General features: G+C 61.9%; 16 protein-coding genes, 1 tRNA gene and 1 pseudogene. 9 read left to right on the top strand and 9 right to left on the bottom strand.

The window, feature by feature from the left end:
- Positions 1–72: 72 nt before the first annotated feature.
- Positions 73–1554 (bottom strand): glutamate--tRNA ligase, encoded by a 1482-nt coding sequence (gltX, locus tag P5704_020230; protein ID WOF78317.1) that lies wholly within the window; start codon positions 1552–1554, stop codon positions 73–75.
- A 263-nt stretch (positions 1555–1817) separates the two neighbouring features.
- Here gltX and P5704_020225 point away from each other — a divergent pair, with 263 nt between their 5' ends.
- Both P5704_020225 and P5704_020220 read left to right on the top strand, forming a co-directional pair.
- A complete protein-coding gene (locus P5704_020225; protein ID WOF78316.1) occupies positions 1818–2852 on the top strand; it encodes an HlyD family secretion protein in 1035 nt (344 codons plus the stop codon).
- Positions 2853–2901: 49 nt separating this feature from the next.
- Positions 2902–4395, top strand: coding sequence for an MDR family MFS transporter (locus P5704_020220; protein ID WOF81290.1), 1494 nt, complete (start codon positions 2902–2904; stop codon positions 4393–4395).
- Between the two features lie 7 nt (positions 4396–4402).
- On the opposite strand, the gene uvrB is transcribed toward P5704_020220, so the two are convergent.
- Positions 4403–6418, bottom strand: a complete 2016-nt coding sequence (gene uvrB, locus P5704_020215; GenBank protein ID WOF78315.1) for an excinuclease ABC subunit UvrB — start codon at positions 6416–6418, stop codon at positions 4403–4405.
- Positions 6419–6712: 294 nt separating this feature from the next.
- Here uvrB and P5704_020210 point away from each other — a divergent pair, with 294 nt between their 5' ends.
- Complete coding sequence (locus tag P5704_020210) at positions 6713–7909, top strand: amino acid aminotransferase (GenBank protein WOF78314.1); 1197 nt, start codon at positions 6713–6715, stop codon at positions 7907–7909.
- Between the two features lie 102 nt (positions 7910–8011).
- Positions 8012–8087: transfer RNA gene (locus tag P5704_020205), tRNA-Asn, on the top strand.
- Between the two features lie 149 nt (positions 8088–8236).
- Here P5704_020205 and P5704_020200 read toward each other — a convergent pair.
- A complete protein-coding gene (locus tag P5704_020200; GenBank protein WOF78313.1) occupies positions 8237–8599 on the bottom strand; it encodes a VanZ family protein in 363 nt (120 codons plus the stop codon).
- A gap of 191 nt (positions 8600–8790) precedes the next feature.
- Positions 8791–9117, bottom strand: coding sequence for a Grx4 family monothiol glutaredoxin (grxD, locus tag P5704_020195; GenBank protein WOF78312.1), 327 nt, complete (start codon positions 9115–9117; stop codon positions 8791–8793).
- Positions 9118–9389: 272 nt separating this feature from the next.
- Between grxD and argF the strand changes: the two genes are divergently transcribed.
- Positions 9390–10310, top strand: a complete 921-nt coding sequence (gene argF, locus P5704_020190; protein ID WOF78311.1) for an ornithine carbamoyltransferase — start codon at positions 9390–9392, stop codon at positions 10308–10310.
- Positions 10307–11404, top strand: a complete 1098-nt coding sequence (locus tag P5704_020185; protein WOF78310.1) for an ABC transporter ATP-binding protein — start codon at positions 10307–10309, stop codon at positions 11402–11404. Before argF ends, P5704_020185 begins: the two co-directional genes overlap by 4 nt.
- Here P5704_020185 and tadA read toward each other — a convergent pair.
- From tadA to P5704_020170, 3 genes are all read right to left on the bottom strand, one after another.
- Positions 11401–11883, bottom strand: a complete 483-nt coding sequence (tadA, locus tag P5704_020180) for a tRNA adenosine(34) deaminase TadA (protein WOF78309.1) — start codon at positions 11881–11883, stop codon at positions 11401–11403. The two genes, P5704_020185 and tadA, sit on opposite strands and share 4 nt — an antisense overlap.
- 19 nt (positions 11884–11902) lie before the next feature.
- Positions 11903–13273 (bottom strand): multicopper oxidase family protein, encoded by a 1371-nt coding sequence (locus tag P5704_020175; protein ID WOF78308.1) that lies wholly within the window; start codon positions 13271–13273, stop codon positions 11903–11905.
- A gap of 512 nt (positions 13274–13785) precedes the next feature.
- Positions 13786–15363: an EAL domain-containing protein gene (locus P5704_020170; protein WOF78307.1), complete on the bottom strand. Its 1578-nt coding sequence runs from the start codon at positions 15361–15363 to the stop codon at positions 13786–13788.
- A gap of 103 nt (positions 15364–15466) precedes the next feature.
- On the opposite strand from P5704_020170, the gene P5704_020165 reads away from it, so the two are divergent.
- The 3 genes and pseudogenes from P5704_020165 to P5704_020155 all read left to right on the top strand — a co-directional run bounded on the left by P5704_020165 (position 15467) and on the right by P5704_020155 (position 17725).
- Positions 15467–16617 (top strand): IS3 family transposase gene (locus tag P5704_020165; protein ID WOF78306.1). Its coding sequence is split into 2 segments (ribosomal slippage): positions 15467–15704 and positions 15704–16617, totalling 1152 coding nucleotides; the frame shifts between segments, so codons are not numbered across the junction.
- Positions 16618–16636: 19 nt separating this feature from the next.
- A pseudogene (locus P5704_020160) lies at positions 16637–17128 on the top strand (hypothetical protein).
- Positions 17129–17320: 192 nt separating this feature from the next.
- Positions 17321–17725, top strand: coding sequence for an AlpA family phage regulatory protein (locus P5704_020155; protein ID WOF78305.1), 405 nt, complete (start codon positions 17321–17323; stop codon positions 17723–17725).
- Positions 17726–17739: 14 nt separating this feature from the next.
- Here the strand turns inward: P5704_020155 and P5704_020150 are convergent, their stop codons facing one another.
- Both P5704_020150 and P5704_020145 read right to left on the bottom strand, forming a co-directional pair.
- Entirely contained in the window at positions 17740–18264 is a 525-nt protein-coding gene (locus P5704_020150) for a DNA-binding protein (protein WOF78304.1), read from the bottom strand.
- Positions 18265–18268: 4 nt separating this feature from the next.
- Positions 18269–18544: a hypothetical protein gene (locus P5704_020145; GenBank protein ID WOF78303.1), complete on the bottom strand. Its 276-nt coding sequence runs from the start codon at positions 18542–18544 to the stop codon at positions 18269–18271.
- Positions 18545–18557: the final 13 nt, after the last annotated feature.

Here is an 18557-nt window from a genome sequence, read left to right as displayed (position 1 = left end):
CTTACCACCGACGAATGGTAACGGCTGCACCTCCGGGCAATGCAGGTCGCGAGCACTGCCCCTGCTCGGCACTCAGACAATCGTCGCTGCGAGCTTCTCCCACTCCTTGGCTTCCTTCTTCGACGCACCGCCGAGCAACTCGAGTGCGTTGCGCAGGCGGAAGCGCGTCAGATCCGGGCCGAGAATCTCCATGGCGTCGAGTACCGATACCGAACTGGCCTGCCCGGTGATGGCGGCGAACATCAGCGGCATTACATCGCGCAGCTTGAAGCCAAGATGTTCCGCTACCTGGGTGATGCACGCGGTGATGCGCTCCTTTTCCCACTGGCGCAGTGCTTCCAGCTTCCACAGAATCAGCTGCATGACCTGGCGCACCTGCGTCGCATCGAGCTTCTTGTGGGCGAACAATGCGGGATCCAGCGGCAATGCACCGGAGAAGAAGAAGCCAGCCAATGGCGCGATCTGGCTGAAGGTTTCGACGCGCTGCTGCACGTGCGGTGCGATCTGCATCATGTACCGCGGATTGAATGCCCACTTCTGCACTTCGGCAGCGAATTGCTCGACCGGCAGCTCGCGCAGCCACTGGCCGTTCAGCCAGGAGAGCTTCTCCAGATCGAAGATCGGCCCACCGAGCGATACACGATTGATGTCGAAGTGCTCGATCATCTCGTTCAGCGTGAATTTCTCGCGCTCATCAGGCATCGACCAACCCATGCGCCCGAGATAGTTGAGCATCGCCTGCGGCAGGAAGCCCATACGCTCGTAGAAGGTCACCGAGGTCGGATTCTTGCGCTTGGACAGCTTGCTCTTGTCCGGATTGCGCAGCAGCGGCATGTAGCACAGCTGCGGCTGCTCCCAGCCGAAGTACTCATACAGCTTGATCAGCTTGGGCGCCGACGGCAGCCACTCCTCGCCACGCAACACATGGGTGATGCCCATCAGGTGGTCGTCGACCACGTTGGCGAGGAAGTAGGTCGGCAGGCCGTCGGCCTTCATCAGCACCTGCATGTCCATGCGGTCCCAGCCGATCTCGACGGTGCCGCGCAGCATGTCCTGCACCTGACACACGCCTTCGCTCGGCACCTTCATGCGGATCACATGGGATTCACCAGCGGCGATGCGACGCTGAGCTTCGGCCGGATCGAGGTGCATGCAATGGCCGTCATAACGCGGTGTTTCCTTGTTCGCCATCTGCTCGGCACGCACCTGATCCAGGCGCTCGCTGCTGCAGAAGCACGGGAACGCATACCCCTTGGCGACCAGCTCGTCCGAGTACTTCTTGTAGATTTCGCCGCGCTCGCTCTGTCGGTACGGGCCATGCGGACCGCCAACGTCGGGGCCTTCGTCCCACTCGATGCCCAGCCAGCGCAGTGCGTCGTAGATCTGCTGTTCGGATTCGCGGGTCGAGCGCAGCTGATCGGTGTCCTCGATGCGCAGGATGAATTGGCCACCGTGCTGGCGGGCGAAGCAAAGATTGAACAGCGCGATGTAGGCGGTACCGACATGGGGGTCGCCGGTCGGGGACGGCGCGATACGGGTGCGGACGGTGGTCATGTTGGTCTCGAATCCAGGCCACGGAAGAACACGGCGACCGGCGGCTGGGCAGGTCGCACGCGGAAAGGCGCGATGTTAGCAGGCGGACCTCTTCGGGCTCCACCAGGCGGGCATCCGCGACTGGCTGCGGCTGCGTCCGCAGCGGAAGAAGCGCGTCCCGACGTTTCCTGAATGCAAAGGAATTTCCACGACTGTAACAGTTTATTTCTAAGACCTAACGCTGCTAGATTGCCCGGCTGTCCTCCATGGCAACGAGCTTCGACATGCCCGCCACGCTGAAACGCCGACTCTTCATCTTCTTGACTCTTGTGCTGCTGGCCGCAGCCGCCCTGTTCGCCCACTGGTTCTTGATCGGCCGCCATTACGAGCACACCGACAATGCCTACGTGCAGGGTGAGATCACCCGCGTCTCCAGCCAGTTGGCCGCGCGCATCGAGCGGGTGCACGTCGAGGACAACCAGCATGTCGAGCGCGGCGACCTGCTGGTGACGCTCGAAGCCGGGGATTTCCGCCTTGCGCTCGAACAGGCCCGCGCCAACCTGGCGATCCACGAGGCCGAGCTCGCCCAGGTGCGCAGCCGCCTGACCCAGCAGAACAGCCTGATCGCCGCCAGCCAGGCCGCCCTGGACGCGGCACAGGCGAACCTGGAGCGCAGCCAGCTCGACCTGTCGCGCGTCGAGGCGCTGCGCAAACCCGGCTTCGTCTCGGAAGAGCGCGTGACGACGCTGTCGGCCGATGCCCGCGTGGCCCGCTCGCAGCGGCAGAAAGCCGGGGCGGACCTGAACGCCCAGCACCAGCAGGTCGACACGCTCGAGGCGGAGGTGCAACGCCTGCAGGCACTGATCGGCAGCGCCCGCGCGCAGATCGAGCAGGCCGAGTTGAACCTCCAGCGCACCGAGATCCACTCACCCATCAGCGGCGTCGTCGGCCAGCGCTCCGCGCGTACCGGGCAATACGTGGCGGTCGGCGCCTATCTGATGTCGGTGGTGCCGGACGAGGACATCTGGGTCCAGGCCAACTTCAAGGAAACCCAGATCGGCCGCATGCGCGAAGGCCAGGTCGCCGAGCTGACCTTCGACAGCTTTCCCGATACGCCCATCGAGGGCCGCGTGGCGAGCCTCTTCCCGGCTTCCGGCGCGCAGTTCAGCCTGCTGCCGCCGGACAATGCCACCGGCAACTTCACCAAGGTGGTCCAACGCATTCCGGTCAAGCTGACCTTCGCCCGTGACAACCCGCTCGAGGGCCGCATCCGCCCCGGCATGTCGGTGGAAGTGAAGGTCGACCTTCGTGGCCGCTGATGCGCTGACCCGCCCGGTCGGCGAACCCAGCCGGCGCGACTGGATCGCCGTGATGAGCGCCATGCTCGGCGCCTTCATGGCGGTGCTGGATATCCAGATCACCAACTCGTCGCTCAAGGACATCCAGGGCGCGCTCTCGGCCACGCTGGAGGAAGGCTCGTGGATTTCCACCTCCTACCTGGTGGCGGAAATCATCATGATTCCGCTGACCGCCTGGCTGGTGCAGTTGCTCTCGGCACGCCGATTGGCGGTCTGGGTGTCGATCGGTTTTCTGATCTCTTCCCTGCTCTGCTCCTTCGCCTGGAACCTTGAAAGCATGATCGTCTTCCGGGCGCTGCAGGGCTTCACCGGCGGTGCGCTGATCCCCCTGGCTTTCACGCTGACGCTGATCAAGCTGCCGGAGCACCACCGCGCCAAGGGCATGGCGCTGTTCGCCATCACCGCGACCTTCGCCCCGTCGATCGGCCCGACGCTCGGCGGCTGGCTCACCGAGAACTGGGGCTGGGAGTACATCTTCTACATCAACGTGCCGCCGGGCCTGGTGATGATCGCCGGCCTGCTCTACGGCCTGGAGAAGAAGCCGCCGCACTGGGCGCTGCTGAAGAGCACCGACTACGCCGGTATCGTCACGCTGGCGGCCGGCCTCGGCTGCCTGCAGGTGTTTCTCGAAGAAGGCCATCGCAAGGACTGGCTCGAATCGAGCCTGATCGTCGAGCTGGGCGCCATCGCCCTGCTGAGCCTGATCCTGTTCGTGATCCTGCAGCTGTCGCGGCCCAACCCGCTGATCAACCTGGGCATCCTGCGCGAGCGCAACTTCGGCCTGACCAGCATCGCCAGTCTCGGCATGGGTCTCGGGCTCTACGGTTCGATCTACCTGCTGCCGCTGTACCTGGCGCAGATCCAGCAGTACAACGCCCTGCAGATCGGCCAGGTGATCATGTGGATGGGCATTCCGCAGCTGTTCCTGATTCCGCTGGTGCCCAAGCTGATGAAGATCATCCCGCCGAAATGGCTATGCGCCGCGGGCTTCGCCCTGTTCGGCCTGTCCAGCTTCGCCTCGGGGGCGCTCAACCCGGACTTTGCCGGTGACCAGTTCCATCCCATTCAGATCATCCGCGCGATCGGTCAGCCGCTGATCATGGTGACCATCTCGTTGATCGCCACCGCCTACGTGCAGCCACAGGACGCCGGCTCCGCCTCCAGTTTGTTCAACATCCTGCGCAACCTGGGCGGCGCCATTGGCATCGCCCTGCTCGCCACCCTGCTGGACAGCCGCACCAAGGTCTATTTCGACTACCTGCGCGAAGCGCTGGTGCCGACCAACCCAGCGGTAGCCGAGCGCCTGAGCACCCTGGCCGCGCAACTGGGCAGCGAGCAGGCGGCGCTGGGCCGACTCAGCGAGATCACCCACCAGCAGGCGATGATCATGGCCTACAACGACGCCTTCCACTTCGTCGGCATCGCCCTGGCCATCAGCATGGTCGCGGTGATGCTGACGCGCGCACTGCCGCAGGACATGCAGGCCGGCGCGGGCGGCCACTGAGCTGCCGTCAGACCTGCAGCAGCCGCTCGCGCAGCTTGTGGATTTCGTCGCGCGCCTCGGCGGCCGCCTCGAACTCCAGATCGCGCGCCAGGCTCAGCATTTTCTCTTCCAGCTGACGAATCCGCTTGGTGATCTCGCTCGGCGAACGCAGATCGTTCTCGTAGCGCGCACTCTCTTCCGCCGCCCTGGCCTCGCCGCGCCGCTTCTTGCTGCGCGAGCCGGGGACCGTGGCGCCTTCGAGAATGTCCTGCACATCCTTCGTGACGCCCTTCGGCACGATGCCATGAGCCTCGTTGAAAGCGATTTGCTTGGCACGACGACGCTCGGTCTCGTCGATGGCGCGCTGCATGGAGCCGGTGACGTTGTCCGCGTAGAGAATCGCCCGGCCATTGAGGTTGCGCGCGGCGCGGCCGATAGTCTGGATCAGCGAGCGCTCGGAGCGCAGGAAGCCTTCCTTGTCCGCATCGAGAATCGCCACCAGCGACACCTCGGGCATGTCCAGGCCTTCGCGCAGCAGGTTGATGCCCACCAGCACGTCGAAAGTGCCCAACCGCAGGTCGCGGATGATCTCGACCCGCTCCACCGTGTCGATGTCCGAGTGCAGGTAGCGCACCCGCACGTCGTGATCGCCAAGGTAGTCGGTCAGGTCCTCGGCCATGCGCTTGGTCAGCGTGGTGACCAGCACCCGCTCCTCCTTGGCCACGCACTTGCGGATCTCCGACAGTAGATCGTCGACCTGCGTCAGCGCCGGACGTACCTCGATCTGTGGATCGACCAGCCCCGTCGGACGCACAACCTGCTCGACCACGCGGCCTGCATGTTCGGCCTCGTAAGGGCCGGGTGTCGCGGAGACAAAGATGGTCTGCGGGCAGATCGCTTCCCATTCGTCGAAGCGCATCGGCCGGTTGTCCAGCGCCGATGGCAGGCGAAAGCCGTATTCCACCAGGGTTTCCTTGCGCGAGCGGTCGCCCTTGTACATCGCGCCGACCTGCGGCACCGACACGTGGGACTCATCGATCACCAGAAGAGCATCGGCCGGCAGGTAGTCGAACAGCGTCGGTGGCGGCTCGCCAGCATCACGCCCGGACAGATAGCGCGAGTAATTTTCGATGCCGTTGCAGTAACCCAGCTCCATGATCATTTCCAGATCGAAACGCGTGCGCTGCTCCAGACGCTGCGCCTCCACCAGCTTGTTCTGGCCGCGCAGATAGTCGAGGCGCTCACGCAGCTCGTCCTTGATCTTCTCGATGGCATCGAGCAGGGTCTCGCGCGGCGTCACGTAATGACTCTTGGGGTAGAAGGTGAAGCGCGGCAGCTTGCGGATCACTTCGCCGGTGAGCGGATCGAAGGCCGACAGGCTCTCCACCTCGTCGTCGAACAGCTCGATGCGCACCGCTTCGAGGTCCGATTCGGCCGGGAACACGTCGATCACGTCGCCGCGCACACGGAAGGTCGCGCGAGCGAAATCCATGTCGTTGCGGGTGTACTGCAGGCCGGTCAGCCGGCGCAGCAGCTCGCGCTGATCGAGGCGGTCGCCGCGATCGACGTGCAGCACCATCTTCAGATACGACTGCGGATCACCCAGACCGTAGATGCACGACACCGTGGTGACGATGATCGCATCCGGCCGCTCCAGCAGCGCCTTGGTCGCCGACAGGCGCATCTGCTCGATATGGTCGTTGATCGAGGCGTCCTTCTCGATGAAGGTGTCGGACGATGGCACATAGGCTTCCGGCTGGTAATAGTCGTAGTAGGAAACGAAATACTCCACCGCGTTGTTCGGAAAGAACGCTTTGAACTCGCCATAGAGCTGCGCAGCGAGCGTCTTGTTCGGCGCCAGCACCAGCGTGGGTCGCTGCACGTGGGCGATGACGTTGGCAATGCTGAAGGTCTTGCCCGAGCCGGTGACGCCCAGCAGCGTCTGGTGCGACAACCCCGCCTCGATGCCTTCGATCATCTGCCGAATGGCCTCCGGCTGATCGCCGGCCGGCTTGAAACGGGTGACCAGTTCGAACTTGGACATTTCGCCTCTCTAGGTAACGTGTGCGAGCTTGGCAGCCGGACTTTCGACAGCCATCCAGCGGCTTGGCGCGACGGCGAGCGAATCCTGAAATCCGCTGCCAGCGATGGCGCGCAAAGCTGAGAAACCGCCCATCTTTTCAGTACGCAAAACGCACCGAAAGTGATCAGAAAACCTCGGTAGCATATCGCAGGCAACAGGCATGACCGCTATACTACCGCCCCGTTTGCGCATCACCCTGCGCGCCGACGCGAGGGTGGTGAATCTAGTCACTCTTCTCTTTCGAGCCCCCTCACCATGAGTTTGTTCTCTGCTGTCGAAATGGCGCCGCGCGATCCTATCCTCGGCCTCAATGAAGCCTTCAACGCCGACACGCGGCCGAACAAGGTCAATCTCGGTGTCGGTGTCTACTACAACGAAGAAGGCCGCATTCCGTTGCTGCGCGCCGTGGTCGAAGCCGAGCAGGCCCGTATAGCTGCCCACGCGCCCCGCGGCTACCTGCCGATCGAAGGCATCGCCGCCTACGACGCTGCCGTACAGAAACTGCTGTTCGGCGAGAATTCTCCGCTGATCGCCGAAGGCCGGGTGGTGACTACCCAGGCGCTCGGCGGAACCGGCGCACTCAAGGTCGGCGCAGACTTCCTCAAACGCCTGCTACCGGACGCCGTGGTTGCCATCAGCAACCCGAGCTGGGAAAACCATCGCGCGCTGTTCGAGTCGGCCGGCTTTCCGGTGCAGAACTACAGCTACTACGACGCCAGCAATCACGGCATCGACCGCGCCGGTCTGCTGCAGGACCTGAAGAACCTGCCGCCGCGCTCCATCGTCGTGCTGCACGCCTGCTGCCACAACCCGACTGGCGTCGATCTGAACCTGGATGACTGGAAGCAGATTCTCGACGTGCTGCGCGCCCAGGATCACGTGCCGTTCATCGACATCGCCTACCAGGGCTTCGGCGACAGCATCGAAGAGGACGCTGCCGCCGTGCGCCTGTTCGCCGAGTCGGGCATGACCTTCTTCGTTTCCAGCTCGTTCTCCAAGTCCTTCTCGCTGTACGGCGAACGCGTCGGCGCACTGTCGATGGTGACTCAGAGTCGCGAGGAGTCGGCACGCGTACTGTCGCAGGTCAAGCGCGTGATCCGCACCAACTATTCCAACCCGCCGACCCATGGCGCCATCATCGTCTCCGCTGTACTCAACAGTCCGGAACTGCGCGCGATGTGGGAAGCCGAGCTGGGCGAGATGCGCAGTCGCATCCGCGAGCTGCGTCTGAGCATGGTCGAGCAACTGGCGGCCAAAGGCGCGAAGACGGACTTCAGTTTCGTTGCAGCGCAGCGCGGCATGTTCTCCTACTCCGGCCTTACGGCCGAGCAGGTCGAGCGACTGCGGGTCGAGTTCGGCGTCTACGCTATCAGCACCGGCCGAATCTGCGCCGCCGCACTGAACCGCAACAATATCGGTCACGTCACTGACGCCATCGTTCAGGTGCTCTGACTCGATCCGCCCGGGGCCTTCTCAGACTCCGGGCGCGGCGTCGTTCCTTGCGTTGCAAAGGGTTGACTTCTCTTTTGCAAACAGTAGGATACGCACCGTTGTTCCGCGATAGCTCAGTCGGTAGAGCAAATGACTGTTAATCATTGGGTCCCTGGTTCGAGTCCAGGTCGCGGAGCCAAATTTCTAAGCCTCGGTTGATACCGGGGCTTTTTTATTGTCGCCGGACTCTCACCAGGGACCATGTCCCAGGTTATTCGCTTCGCTCACCCCTCCGGGGCCGCGCTGAAGCGCGTTCTGCTGGCGCAGTCGAGTCCAGGTTGCCGAATCCTACTCGGTCAGCGGTTCACCCAGACGCTGACGCCACCAGCCTTGCGCAATCAATGAGCAGCCCCAGCCCAGCAGCACACCCAGAACATTGGCCAGCATGTCCCAGCGCGAAGCGGTCCGATAAGGCAGCAAGCCCTGACCGATCTCGATCGACAGCGCTGCAATAACTGTCAGGCTCAGTCCCCACAGGAATGGCACCCGCGGGAACGCCAGGCGAAGGGTAAACGCCAGCGCGGCGAAACCCAGCAGATGATGCAGCTTGTCTTGCTGATCGAACAGCTGCGGTACCGGCTCTGGCTTCAAGCCGTTGAACAAGACAATCGCCAACACGATCAGGAAAGGCAACACTCGCATATAGGGCATCAGGTGGCGTCTCTCACATCAAGGGATCAAGCAGAACAGAGGGAAGCGCCCTCACCGCGACCTCTGACCCGGAAAGAACCATAAAGATCAACGCGTCAGCCGAGCGGCATTTTTCAGCGAAGTGACACAAACAAAAATGCCCGCATCCTTGGATGCGGGCATCAGGCAGAGCCTACGCGGTCAGACCGGGCTCAGGCCTCGGCCTTGCCGACAGCGGACTTGATCAGGGTCTGCAGTTCACCCTTCTCGAACATCTCGAGGATGATGTCGCTGCCTCCGACCAGCTCACCGTTCACCCACAGCTGCGGGAAGGTCGGCCAGTTGGCATAGGTCGGCAGGTTGGCGCGAATTTCCGGGTTCTGCAGGATGTCGACGTAAGCGAACTTCTCGCCACAGCCCATTACCGCCTGGGTCGCACGAGCGGAAAAGCCGCACTGCGGGGCGTTGGGCGAACCCTTCATGTAAAGCAGCACCGGGTTGTTGGCGATCTGTTCTTTGATGGTTTCGATGATATCCATGGAGTACCTCGGCTAGACACGGTTGCCGCGCATTGTAACGGAAAAAGCGTGGGAAAGCCGAGCGGAGGACTCGGCTTTGTTGCGGCGCAAAGGCCGTCAGCACGGCGATTCAGCCCACCGGAGGCCGTGGGCTGCGGATTTGCGCCTATGCTCGCTTTCTGGATAAGATCGCGCCTTTCCCGTTTCGTCGCTCCCCGTGCGACCCCCAGTCGTCGGTCCCCTTTTTCTGTCGAAAAGCACTGGATCGCGCTGCGGCAATAAAGGTAGTTGATATGAGCGCAAGGCATTTTCTCTCACTGATGGACTGCACGCCCCAGGAGCTGAACAGCCTGGTCCGCCGCGGCATCGAGCTGAAGGATCTGCGCGAGCGCGGCGTCCTGTTCGAACCCCTGAAGAATCGCGTGCTGGGCATGATCTTCGAGAAGGCCTCGACCCGCACCCGACTGTCGTTCGAAGCCGGCATGATCCAGCTCGGCGGCCAGGCGATCTTCCTGTCCCCACGCGACACCCAGCTCGGGCGCGGCGAGCCGATCAGCGATTCGGCCATCGTCATGTCCCGCATGCTCGATGCGGTGATGATCCGCACGTTCGCCCACTCGACCCTCACCGACTTTGCCGCCAACTCGAGCGTGCCGGTCATCAACGGTCTTTCCGATGACCTGCACCCCTGCCAGCTGATGGCCGATATGCAGACCTTCCATGAGCACCGCGGCAGCATCGCCGGCAAGACGGTGGCCTGGATCGGCGACGGCAACAACATGTGCAATACCTATATAGAAGCCGCCATCCAGTTCGACTTCCAGCTCAAGGTCGCCTGCCCCGAGGGCTATGAGCCCGACGCCGAACTGATGGCGCGCGCCGGTGATCGCGTGCAGGTAATGCGTGATCCGCGCGAAGCGGCTGCAGGCGCACACCTGATCAGCACCGACGTCTGGGCCTCCATGGGCCAGGAAGACGAGGCCGCCGCGCGCCTGGCCACGTTCCGCCCCTATCAGGTGGACCGCGCTCTGCTCGATTGCGCTGCCGAGGACGTGCTGTTCATGCATTGCCTGCCGGCCCACCGCGGCGAGGAGATCAGCCACGACCTGCTCGACGATCCGCGCTCCGTGGCCTGGGATCAGGCCGAGAACCGCCTGCATGTACAGAAGGCGCTGCTGGAGTTTCTCGTCGAGCCGGCCTACCACCACGCATGAAGCACGAGCCGCCGCTGCTGCAACTGCGTGACCTGGCCTGCGGCTACGGCGAGCAGAGCATCGTCCAGCACCTCAACCTGCATCTGAACCGCGGCGACATCGGCTGCCTGCTGGGCCCGTCCGGTTGCGGCAAGACCACTACGCTGCGTGCCATCGCCGGCTTCGAGCCGGTGCACCAGGGCGAAATCCACCTGGCGGAGTCGGTCATTTCCCGCTCGGGCTTCACCCTGGCGCCGGAGAAGCGCCGCATCGGCATGGTCTTTCAGGACTACGCGCTGTTTCCCCATCTGACCGTGGCGGAAAACATTGCCTTCGGGATTCGCAAGCAGCCTGACTGCTCGCGAATCGTCTCCGAGATGCTCGAACTGGTGCACCTGGCCGCCCTTGGCAGACGCTATCCGCACGAGCTCTCCGGGGGACAGCAGCAGCGCGTCGCACTGGCCCGCGCCCTGGCGCCCGAGCCTGCACTTTTGCTGCTGGACGAGCCGTTCTCCAACCTCGACGTCGAACTGCGTCGGCGCCTCAGCCATGAGGTGCGCGAGATCCTCAAGGCACGCAACACCAGCGCCATTCTGGTTACCCACGACCAGGAAGAAGCCTTCGCCGTCAGCGATCAGGTCGGCGTGTTCAAGGACGGTCGCCTGGAGCAGTGGGACACCCCGTTCAACCTTTACCACGAACCGCTGACGCCCTTCGTGGCCAGCTTTATCGGCCAGGGCTATTTCATCCGAGGGCAGCTGCTAGACCCGGAAACCGTGCAGACCGAACTCGGTGTGATTCGCGGCAACCGCGCCTACACCTGGCCGGCAGGCAGCTCGGTGGATGTGCTGCTGCGCCCGGATGACATCGTCTACAAGCCGGACAGCCCGCTGCGGGCGCTTATCGTCGGCAAGACCTTCCTCGGCGCGTCGACGCTGTACCGGCTGCAGCTGCCCACCGGCAATCAACTGGTGGCGATCTTCACCAGCCATGCGGACTACCCCACCGGGCAGGAAGTCGGCATCGCCATCGCCGCCGACCATCTGGTGGTCTTTCCGGCACAGGGCAGCGTCGCCGCCCATGAAACGCTGCAGCCGACAACAGCGGCGCGCTAACCCTTCTGCCGGCGCTGGCGGAAGAACTCGCTGAGCACCATCCCGCACTCCTCGGCCAGCACACCACCCTCGACCAGCACCCGGTGGTTGAGAAAGCCCTGATCGAAAAACTGGCCGCGACTGACAACCACGCCGGCCTTCGGCTCGGTGGCGCCATAGACGACGCGCTGGATCCGCGAATGCACGATCAGACCGGCGCACATGCTGCACGGCTCCAGCGTGACGTAGAGCGTCACACCGGGTAGCCGATAGTTCTGCAGCACCTGCGCCGCATCCCGCACCGCGACCATTTCCGCATGCGCACTGGGGTCGTGTCGGGAGATCGGGCAGTTGAAGCCGCGCCCGATGATCTGTCCATCCTGCACCAGCACAGCGCCGACCGGCACCTCTCCCAACGCAGCGCCCTGCGCCGCCAGCGCCAGGGCTTCGCGCATGAAGCGCTCGTCCTGGCTGCGGTCGATGATCTGCGGCTTCCTCACTGCCCTACTCCGCCCTGTCTCATACCACCTCGATCGCTGCCATCAACCCGGTTTCCATGTGGTCGATGACATGACAGTGAAACATCCAGACACCCGGATTATCGGCGACCAGCGCGATACGGGCCGCCTCGTTCTTGCCCAGCAGGTAGGTATCGGTGAACCACGGATCGATCTTGCGGCGATTGGACGAGATCACCTTGAAGGTCATCCCGTGCAGATGAATCGGATGCTGGTACTGACTGAGGTTGCGCAGCTCGAAGATGTAATGGCCATCCTTTTTCAGCGTCGCAATCGGGCGATCGGCACAGGTCTTGTCGTTGATGTCCCAGGCCTCGCCGTTGATCTGCCAGAAGGTATAGGCGCCGCCCTGTGCGGCGTCTGTCGACAAGGTACCGGCCCACTCGAAGTTGAAGCGCAGCGTTTCCGCGCGCTGCAGATCCGGCTCCGCCACGGGATTGGCCGGCAACGCCGGCGGCCAGTCGCCGGCGACTTCGTCATGCGCCACCGAGCGCAGCGTCGCCAGCCGTAGCGGACCATTGCGCAAGGACAGCTCCGTGCCAGCGTCCGGCACCTTCAGCGCCAGGTCGATACGCATGCCCGGACCGAGCCAGTACTCCTTGCCCAGCGGCATCGGAACGACCGGATGTCCATCGAGCGCATAGATGCGCGCCTCGCTATCTGGCAGGTTCAGGCGATAGGTCAGGGTGTTGTCGAGATTCAGCAGCCGCAGCCGCACGACCTGCCCGGCCGGCAGATCAAGCGTGGGCGCATGTGTGCCATTCACCGTCGACAGCACGCCCGGCGTGCCGCCACGGGCCGCCTCGCGCGGCACGCTGAATTCGGTGAACGCCCCCTGCTTGTCGACATGCCAGCTTTTCAGGTTGAGCGTGCGCTCGTGCCTGAAACCGCTTGGTTCGCGCTCCTCGACAATCAGCGGACCGACCAGCCCGCGACCTAGCTGCGCGGCACTGCTGGTGTGCGGGTGATACCAGAAGCTGCCGGCATCGTGCAGCTGGAAGCGATAGTCGAAGAACTCGCCGGGCAACACCGGCAACTGCGATACGTAGGGCACGCCATCCATTTCCAGCGGCAGACGAATGCCATGCCAATGGATGGTGGTGGGCTCGGGCAGATTGTTGATGAAGCGCACCCGCAGCCAGTCGCCCTGACGGCCACGCAGCTCCAGGCCAGGCGCTTGCCCGCCATAGGCCCAGGCAGGCGTGACGTGACCAGGCACCAGCTCCACGTCCAGCGGGGCGGCAATCAATTCGTAGTCATGAGTGGTGATGTCGGCCGGGCGACCGAGCCAGTAGCGCGCGCCACTGCCGGCGAGACCGACGACACCAAGACCGGCCAGGCCGGTGAGAATCTGTCTACGGGTAAAGGACATGCATGGGCTCCAGCCAGTCCGAATTGATGGGCCCATCAGGCTCGACGCGCCTCTCTGCGGAGGCTGCGCATAGCATGAGGGCAGCCTGGGCTGCCCTCATTGCTTCAGATCATTCCCACTCAATCATCAATAGGTCGCCTAAACCCGCATGGTTAAAGGGACAAATTTAATCGATATAGGTTTTACCGTCACATTTACCGCCATTCCGCCAGCATCTATATTGCGCGGTGATGGAGCTATTCGGACAGTGAAGACTTAGCGGTCGCCGGCAATTTTAGCCGTCTTTAGCATCCTTGACCAATGCCGTCGGATGCGGCAAAACCAGAGCCTTTACGCACAATCCGGGGTTGGGCGGGTTTATTGAAGTTTGTTGACGCATGGTGATCCGCTTGCAAGGACTAAATAACTGTCTCGCTTGAAATAGTCGACATAATCGCCCTTAACTTAATGATTAGAAAACTTGTTCATGGAATGTGTGCAGTTCCCTAGCCTGTTAGCCACTAACATTCGCATCATCCCATCTCCTGAACCAGTCGCTCCATTTCTTGAGCGAATTGAGGCTGGCATATGTGAAAACCCTGCACCACTGCGCAGTCTGCTTCTTCCAACCATTCAAGCTGCTCACCAGACTCAACGCCCTCGGCGGTAACCGTGAGCTCCAAGGCCTCGGCGAGCCCAACGATTGCCTTGATGATCAAACGGTCATTAGCAGAACTTAGCGCGTTGCCAATGAAGCTGCGATCTATCTTCAACCCGTCGAACGGATAACTTCGTAGGTAATTGAGCGAAGAATAGCCCGTACCGAAGTGGTCCATGGTCAGGCGTACGCCTAATTCCTTGAGCGCATTGAGGGTTGCTAACGCACCTGCGGACTCATCCAGCAAAATGCTCTCGGCAACCTCCAGCTCAAGCCGCGAGGCAGCCAGACCGGCTTCCGTCAGTGCCCGCTGAACATCCAGTCGGAGGTCGCTCTGACGGAACTGGACAACGGACAGGTTGACTGACACGCAGATATGCTCGGGCCAGCGTGCTGCTTCGTTGCAGGCCTCATTTAACACCCATCGTCCGAGCGGAACGATGAGCCCGGTTTCCTCCGCTAGGTCAATGAAGTGCGCCGGGCCGAGCAACCCCTTCAGTGGGTGCTGCCAGCGCACCAGTGCTTCAGCTCCGATGATGTGCATACCATTTGTTCGATAGCGCGGCTGATACTGAAGCGCCATTTCCCCCATAGCCATGGCTTGCCGCAGGTCCATCTCAAGCTGTCGTCTTTGTAATAACCGCTGGTTCATTTCGCTGGCGTAGAACCGCCACGTGGCACGTCCATCTTCCTTGGCCTGATAGAGCGCAATGTCCGCACAGCGCAACAGCTCGTTCGCCTCGGTCGCGCCCTGCGGCGCAAGCGCAATACCGATGCTTCCGCCGACGAAGATGTTCTGGCCTTCGTATACGATCGGTTGTTTGATCTGATCGATAAGGCGTACACAAAGCGCCTCAATGCTTTCCTGGGAGCTTATGCCATCAAGTACCATGATGAATTCGTCGCCGCCAAGCCGAGCGACGAGGTCTTCGTTGCGCGTACAGTTAAGCAAACGGAGCGACATTTCCTGGAGCACCAGATCGCCTGCAGCGTGCCCAAGGGTGTCATTTACTGGCTTAAATCGATCCAGGTCCAGACTGATCATTGCCAACGGCCTATTGGCTCCCAGCTTGCCGGCCAGAAAACTGTGCAAGTTGTTACGATTGGGCAGGCCAGTCAGAGCGTCGTGCATGGATAGATGCTCTACCTGCGTCTGCGCTTTTACCTCCTCGGTGATGTCGCTGGCGGTACCTCTGTAACCGACACATTTCCCGTCCGCCATGATCGGCCGCGACGCCAGGCGACAGATCCGAACGTCACCGTTACGGTCCGAATACTTGCAACGCAAGGGTTTTCTGCTCTGTGTATGTAACCACAGCGCGATACCCTGCGTATCAGCCTGAAGCAGCTCATCTAGCGGGCGTCCCAGCCATTGGCTGGCTTTGAATTCGGTGACGCGTTCAAACCGTTCGGAGAGGTATATCAACCTCAAGCGCTCATCGGTTTCCCACAACCAGTCCGATGCAGCCTCGGCGATATCACGAAAGCGCTTCTTGAATCGCCCCTAGTTTCGTAGACACCTCCAAGCCTCATAATGAGGCCCAACAGGAGGTGCCATGAGCAACCAGCGTTACCCCGAAGAATTCAAGATCGAAGCGGTCAAGCAAGTCACCGAGCGCGGTTTGCGCGTTGCCGATGTGGCGGAGCGTCTAGGCGTGTCCGCGCACAGCCTGTACGCCTGGGTAAAGCGCTACAGCAAGCCCCAAGCACAGCGGCAGCAGGTAGATGATCAACAGGCCGAGCTGCGTCGCTTGCGCGCGGAACTCAAGCGGGTGACCGAAGAGCGAGACATCCTAAAAAAGGCCGCCGCGTACTTTGCCAAGGAGTCCGGCTGAAGTACGCCGTCATCAGCAAGCTGTCGGTGGAGTACCCGGTACGGCGTCTCTGCCAGACCCTACAGGTACATCCCAGCGGTTACTACGCCTGGCTGGCCGAGCCGAAATCCGCACGCGAGAAGGAAGATCAGCGCCTGCTCGGATTGATCAAGCATGCCTGGCTGGAAAGCGGCGGGGTCTACGGCTACCGCAAGATCCACGACGACCTGCGTGAGCTGGGCGAGTCCTGTGGCCGGCACCGCGTGGCTCGCCTGATGCGGGTGGAGGGGCTGCGTTCGCAGACCGGTTATCGTCGGCGCCCCGGCTATTACGGCGGTAAGCCGACGGTGGCTTCGCCCAACCGCCTGGAGCGGCAGTTCAAGGTCAGCGAGCCGAACAAGGTCTGGGGCACCGACATCACCTACATCCGCACCTATGAGGGCTGGTTGTACTTGGCGGTGGTGCTGGATCTGTTTTCGCGCCAGGTGATCGGCTGGTCGATGAAACCACGGATGTGCAGCGACCTGGCCATCGATGCGTTGCTGATGGCGGTCTGGCGGCGCAAGCCCAGGCAGGAGGTGATGATCCACTCCGACCAGGGCAGCCAGTTCAGCAGCTCGGACTGGCAGAGCTTCCTAAAGGCCAACAACCTAATCAGCAGCATGAGTCGACGCGGCAACTGTCACGACAACGCGGTCGCGGAAAGCTTTTTCCAGTTGCTGAAGCGGGAGCGCATCCGACGGAAAACCTACGGCACTCGCGAAGAAGCCCGCAGTGATGTGTTCGATTACATCGAGATGTTCTATAACCCCAAGCGCCGGCACAGCAGCGCTATGCAGCTGTCGCCAGTGGAGTTTGAAAAGCGTTATTTCCAGAGCTTGGAGAGTGTCTAGGAAAGCCGGGGCGATTCATAGGTACCACTCTGCGATCACAACTAAACTGGGTATTGACATACCAACGGCAGAAGAAGAATCAGCGAACCCTGACAAAGCGGACGACATCTACATCGGAGCAACCAAGCGACTTCGCGAACTCACGCGTACCAATAAGCAACTCCTACTGAAAGAGAATATTGCCTACGGATTCCACCGCAATATGCTGGCGATGAAGCCTGTAGGCATCCTGTCGAGCCTCCTGGGAATCCTCTACGGATTGCTGATTGCAAAGGTTCTGCAGATCACGCCTCCCCATTTTTACCCCGTGCATTTTGCAGACCCGGGGCTCGCCGCTGGCTTGACGCTGCTTATTTCGATGGCGTTACTCGCGGCCTGGCTGCTGTACTTCGATCAGAGTGCCGTCAGACGTATGGGGTTTGTGTATGCGGAACGTCTGTTTGAGTGCCTGTCGTCGCTGACTTCTTCAGCATCACGAAAGAAGGCACCAAAATCGACATCTACAGTATGATCCCCTCCGGCTGCACTCTCGTGCAGCCGGCTGAGCTGCTGGGATAAGGGGCAGGATCAAATTAACTGGAGAACTGCCACAACTTCAGCGATGAAATAACATCACTGAAAGCTATCTAGCAACCAATAATCGCACCAAAGTCTGCCCCTGTACGCCGCAGCGGGTTGTCCCGATAAGGCACTGAACCGCACGATGCCCCATCCAACCAGACTCATGGAGTCCGAGATGGAACATCTATCGCCTACGCCCGGAGCGTCAATCTCCGAGACCGGCCAGTCTCTTCCGATGCCTGACACGGAAGCCTACGAGGCACTGCCGCAGTTTCCGAAGCGGAGCCCCCTGCCCTTCCGGCGCACCATTCGGCGACAAGAGCTGAGGCAGATCATCCCGCTATCTGAGACGACCATCTACGAGATGGAGCGTCGTGGCGAGTTCCCTCGACGCTTTAACCTGACACCACGTTGCGTAGTGTGGGACTTGGCCGAGGTCGAAGCATGGATTGAGGAGCGCAAGCAGGCGCCTCGCAGAGAGATCAGCGGCCCGGATGTCCGCCTACGGAAAACCCGCCCGGTTCGGGCGGGTTCGGATCAAGCATGAGGCCTATGATTGCCTTAGCCGACCAGAGCCCCCAGTTCCTCAGAAGTCGAACGCGGTAGACGCCGACTTTCCTTGGCCAGATTGACCTGCAAGGCCACTCGCGCCACTTCCAGTACATCTCTGGCTAGCGAATAGCTGCCCCTGGCCTGCAACCAGGTCAGCACATCCGCCAGGTGCCAGATCGACGCACTGCCCTCGTGCACAGGTGCCGGGAAGCTGCCCGGGTTGGCCAGCATCAGTTTGCGCATGTTCTGTCGCGATACCCCGACCATTTCGGCCACGTCGGTCAGGCCGACCAGATCCGGGGCGACCTCGATCAGCCTGGCCGAGGGCACTGCACTGCGCACATCGGCCAGTGCACTGCGCACAGCCGCATCTGCATTCTCCGCCTCGCGAATGAACTCCAGCGCCAGCCGCCCCGGCTGACCGATACCAACCAGGGCATCGTCGCAACCAGCTTCGCCAAGGCGTTCGACCAGCACATCCGGGTTCCGGTCATCATCGGCGAGCTGGTATTTCAGAGTGAAGGTGTATTCCATCGTGCTACTCCTCTGCGCCGTCGGCAGCCTCTTGCGGCTTACGGTGCGCGGTGCAGTTATCCACGACGCGTCGCAAGGCGCGTGCGTGGTTACCAGGGCTCTTTGGCGTGCTCCACACGCTGGTGATGCAGAACTCGCCGCAACGACACTCCTCGTCGTTGTAGGGACAGTAGATCCGTCCCCAGGCGTGGCTGCCGCCAACTTCGATGCGCCACCCCTGCCCTTCGGCATGCTTGAGCGCTTCTTCGACCTCTTTCTTCGGATGTGCGGGACGGGCCATTAATGATCTCCAG

The sequence above is a fragment of the Pseudomonas sp. FeN3W genome, assembly GCA_030263805.2.
In the GTDB taxonomy this organism is placed as follows: domain Bacteria; phylum Pseudomonadota; class Gammaproteobacteria; order Pseudomonadales; family Pseudomonadaceae; genus Stutzerimonas; species Stutzerimonas stutzeri_G.
Note: the sequence above shows the minus strand (reverse complement) of the source record. Positions and strands in the feature narration are given on the sequence as shown.